Raw genomic sequence first — 4,120 nt, 5'->3', positions numbered from 1 at the left:
ATCGACGGCCATCCCCATAGCCGCATCGAAGACCTCATGCCGTGGCGATTCCGCAAAACGTCAAGCCAGCCTCAATAGGGTTGCGGCTAAGCGCTTACGTCCGAGGTTGGATTTGAGACGCAGATTGTTTCATCAGGCGAAGAAGCGGTTATCCTGCTCAAAACCGAATCTACCAGCTATCGCGCGTTGCTCACCGATGTTCATCTGCGAGGCAAACTCACTGGCTGGGAAGTTGCCAAGCAAGCCAGAGAGATCAATCCAGAGATGCCCGTGGTCTACATGACTGGGGCTGCAGCTGATCATTGGCCGTCTCACGGCGTACCGAACAGCGTTCTCTTGAACAAGCCGTTCGCGCCCGCGCAGGTGGTTACGGCAGTGTCTCAACTGCTCAACCAAATCCCGCCTTCGCACTCATAGCGGACCTGGAAAGCCCCAAGTAGGTGCCCGCTATTGCGTGCTTAGCGACAAGCCAAGAACAAATGCCTTAGCCGCCGTCGCGCCCGGCGTTCGCTTCAATTTCTTTGCGATCTTCGTGACACCAGTCTTTTGCTTCGCAAGTAACTTCAGCGTCTTCAGGTCGTCTTTCGTCCACTCGCGACGAACACTTTTTTTCTTCTTGGCCAACTTGGCAACTCCTTCGTTGATAGGAGCGCGGTCTAACACGTGTCGCGCGGTTCGCAAATGCCTCGTGAATGGCGCTGTTTGACGGACCCTGTCGTTTCCGACAGGTGCGCGCCGTCCGAGCCGTGGGCATGATCGCGGCTAAAAGACGAGGGCCGCAGCAATGAGACGTTACTACTTCCCGTTTTTCCACAAGGGAGAGACACAGGCGGACGATGTGGGGGAGCTATTTGGCTCGGCTCAACTAGCCGTCCAATACGGCGCGCGCGTCGCTCGGGACATCGCCAGCGATCCCCAGCAAGAAGATGGTCGACGAGCGCCGCGGTCGAGAGACGCAGCTGCGGTCCGCCGAGCAGATCGCAGCGACATGTGCTCAACTTTCGCCCGAGGACCAGGCGATCGTGACGGCTGAGATCAAGCGCATCATAGGGGAGCGTGACCAATGAAGCGCCGGCGCCGAGCGCACAGGAAGCGCGACCGGCAGCGGCTACTGACGCCGCCGGCGGCTCAGCCGATGAATTAGGGCCCGCCGGTTCACGCTAACGGGCCTCAAGTTTGAGCGTGCCAGGGTTGGACAATCGGGAAAAATTGGTAGGAACGCTAGCAGGGTCTCGGGTTTGGTGGATATCTAGCCCCAAGAGGATTGCTCATGGACCGTCGAGATCAGAGCTACCGGAACAACCCCACAGCCTGGGTGGTGGTCGCAATCGTGTTGATCGCCGCTATCGCCGCGATCTTCTACAGCACCGGCAATCACACGACCGCGTCGAACCAGACCAGCGCGCCCGCAACCAAGACCAGCTCAACCAACCCGCCAACAACGACGGGTGCGGGCGCCGGTTCTCCGGCAACTGCGCCATCCACAGCACCCGCGAATCCCGCTACGGGGTCGAAGTAGCTAAGCAAGCCGCGGTCAAAGCTCCCGCGACATTGCTGGATGGGTGCGGTTTTTTATCTTGATCCAATGCCTTTGCCGGCCACCGCGGTAAGGCCGGTCACGTTGTTTCGAGGCCAGGCCCTCCCAGCCTATGCGGCAGGCAGCACGATAGAGATCGGGGCCGATTTCACCGCGCTCGAACGGCGCTACGGTGATCCCGTCCGGCCGGCGAGCCAAGAGCCGCTCCAGGTTGGTCTTGCGCAGGTGTAGCGGGAGCTGCCGGAGATCGTCCCCTCCCATGGCGAGAACGTCGAAAGCGTAGAGCTGCACCTCGTGCTCATGCTTGCGAGAGTGCAGCGCGTTGAAATCCGAAATACCGTCGATGCCTAGGATCACCGCGCCATCAAAGACGAAATGCTTCTGCCGGTTCTTCAGCGCGGCCTCGGCAATCCACGGATAGCGCTGGGTCCAGTCGGTGCCGTTGCGCGAGAACAGCCGCACGCGCTCGTTCTCCCGGATGACCAGCATCCGGTACCCGTCGTGCTTCACTTCGTGGATCCAGTCCGGCCCTAAGGGGACCTGCTTGCCGGCGGTCGCCAGGCAGAGCTCGTACGCCATACGCATTCAGCGCAAATAGGCATTCCGTTGCCTTTTTACCAACCGGGAACATTCGGCAAATGGGCAGGTTGGGATACGCTCCGGCCGGTAGCCCCCCTGCGAGCCGGAGTGTTTCCTAAGACGGCCCCAGCCGCCCCGCTGGGGCCGTCGTTTTGCGCGCAAGTAATAAACGCCCCGACGCCTGAGCGGGCCCTATTCTCTTCACAAAACTCATCCATCAAGGCCGCATCCAGAATGGGTGCCAAATGCGTTGGTTTTTCGGATCTTTGATTGCTTCGCTAGTGTGCCTGGGGATCTACGTTGGTTCCGCCGTCGTCTCTCTGAGTGGTTTAATCGGAGCGGTTCGGGCCGAGAACGGCGCCGACGTTCTTGCCCGGACGGACACCGCACGCCTACGCAGATCGTTGGTCGATCAAATCGTTGGCGCTTACCTCAAGCAGATCGATCGTGAACGGCCTGTGAAGCCATTGGAGCGGTTGGCGGCGAATACCTACGGAGCCTCCATCGCCGACGCAATGATCGGCAAGATTCTCACCCCGGAAAACCTGACTGATGTCTTGAACAAAGGAGCCATCCGCGTCGGGGGAGTCGACGCCAACATGCTGAGCCTCACGGAAATCGACACATCCAAGGTGCTCGAAACCCTGAGGCGAATATCTCCGACTAAGCCGGTCGAGTTTCAGATCCGTCTAGGCCAGAACGACAAGGATGGGGGCGTAAGCCTTCACTTCGAGGGGAACGGCTGGAAGCTTTCGGGCATCCAGCTTCCGAACGCGGCGGTTCAAGCGCTGGCCCGAAGCCTTATGAAGAGCAAGGCCGGCTGAGAACATCCCGCTCCGATGAAGCGCGCCAGCGCGCCGCCGCTCCGCGCTCGTGGCCTCGCCGTCTCATTTCGTTACTATTGTTGAATTGTAGTCCTGGTGCCTGCGCTGAATACTCGTCCCACAATGATGGAAGGTCTATTGATTACCGGCGGCGTCGGCGTTTTAGCTCTAGGCATCACGTTCGCGGCGGTCATGTATATTGATGCTCGGGCGGAGCGTAGACGGTAGACCGCGCACGTCTTGATCATATCAAAGCTGTGCATGTAACTGCAGCGCGCCGGTGGCCGCACGGCAAACTATGAGCTAGCAATTTAGCTCAAGCTGCGCGGTTACTCTCTTGTCACGTCCGTCACCTGTTCGCCTCCGGGTCGCGTGGTCCCCTGGCATCGGATTTTGACAGGTCCACCAGCACGATCGACCTCCAACAGCAGGCTAAAACTTCCCGGATGGTCGATTGCCTGCACTGTCCTAATGCCTGATATCTGCCCCTCCGTCGTTTCTATTCGCTCAAGACACGCCCGCTCAGTTGGATTGAGCCGATTTCTCCAATCGTCCGCCGCTGTCCCATGCACGGAGAAGCCGACGAGCAGTCCGGTTAGCAACATGGTGGTTCTGACCATGGGCCTTCTCCCGCGATGAAACAATTCAATGGCGCGTATTCGCGTCGGCTCCTGATGCGCCGGCTGGCCGCCATTGCTTCCGGCTGAGCATGCGGCTAGCCGAGCTGGGCCAGCGGCTGCATCGGCTCTAGATCCAAATAAATGCGCCGCGGGGCAAACAGTACCTTGTCCCGGCGGCGTTGGGTTTAGTCTCGCCCCGAGAGGGATCAACAAAATCCCGGATACTGATACTACGGCCAGAAGCGCGGCAAAGTTTCAGTGCACCTCTCCGTGCATTGCAATTCGAGAGCCCGCCGGATCACTGGATCACTCTGGCGGGCCCGCTGTTCTCCGGGCGAGAACAGATTGTGATTTCAATAAATCTTCGTTTGTTCCTTGCGCGTGTATTTATAAGCGGAACACCTAGAAGTAAGGCCGCCTCATGTGTGGATGTATATGGACCCCGCCCGATTGCAACGACCGGCTTGATCAGGATCGACGGCCACAACTGCTGACGTATATCCGGCTTCTTGATGCGGCTGGACAACGTCTCCGCCGCGAGCCTCGATGGCTTTCGCCCG

4 protein-coding genes are annotated in these 4,120 nt (G+C 59.3%); 2 read left to right on the top strand and 2 right to left on the bottom strand.

Features of this window, described 5'->3' with window-relative positions; translation table 11 throughout:
- Positions 1-447: 447 nt before the first annotated feature.
- On the bottom strand, positions 448-624 hold the full coding sequence (locus IVB36_RS38490) for a hypothetical protein (protein ID WP_198293370.1): 177 nt from the start codon (positions 622-624) through the stop codon (positions 448-450).
- 646 nt (positions 625-1,270) lie between these two features.
- On the opposite strand from IVB36_RS38490, the gene IVB36_RS38485 reads away from it, so the two are divergent.
- A complete protein-coding gene (locus tag IVB36_RS38485; RefSeq protein ID WP_051113003.1) occupies positions 1,271-1,519 on the top strand; it encodes a hypothetical protein in 249 nt (82 codons plus the stop codon).
- Positions 1,520-1,534: 15 nt separating this feature from the next.
- Here IVB36_RS38485 and IVB36_RS38480 read toward each other — a convergent pair whose 3' ends face one another.
- Positions 1,535-2,116 carry an RNA ligase family protein gene (locus IVB36_RS38480; RefSeq protein WP_346731079.1) on the bottom strand — a complete coding sequence of 194 codons (582 nt, stop codon included), beginning with the start codon at positions 2,114-2,116 and terminating at the stop codon, positions 1,535-1,537.
- A gap of 245 nt (positions 2,117-2,361) precedes the next feature.
- On the opposite strand from IVB36_RS38480, the gene IVB36_RS38475 reads away from it, so the two are divergent.
- Positions 2,362-2,940 carry a DUF2939 domain-containing protein gene (locus tag IVB36_RS38475; RefSeq protein ID WP_247394950.1) on the top strand — a complete coding sequence of 193 codons (579 nt, stop codon included), beginning with the start codon at positions 2,362-2,364 and terminating at the stop codon, positions 2,938-2,940.
- Positions 2,941-4,120 lie beyond the last annotated feature (1,180 nt).

The sequence above is a fragment of the Bradyrhizobium sp. 35 genome, assembly GCF_023073215.1.
GTDB classification, from domain to species: Bacteria; Pseudomonadota; Alphaproteobacteria; order Rhizobiales; family Xanthobacteraceae; genus Bradyrhizobium; species Bradyrhizobium canariense_D.
Note: the sequence above shows the minus strand (reverse complement) of the source record. Positions and strands in the feature narration are given on the sequence as shown.

Coding starts and splice junctions, on each gene's coding strand:
- IVB36_RS38485 (WP_051113003.1), top strand. CDS start 1,271: ATGGACCGTCGAGATCAGAGCTACCGGAACAACCCCACAGCCTGGGTG.
- IVB36_RS38480 (WP_346731079.1), bottom strand. CDS start 2,116: ATGGCGTACGAGCTCTGCCTGGCGACCGCCGGCAAGCAGGTCCCCTTA.
- IVB36_RS38475 (WP_247394950.1), top strand. CDS start 2,362: ATGCGTTGGTTTTTCGGATCTTTGATTGCTTCGCTAGTGTGCCTGGGG.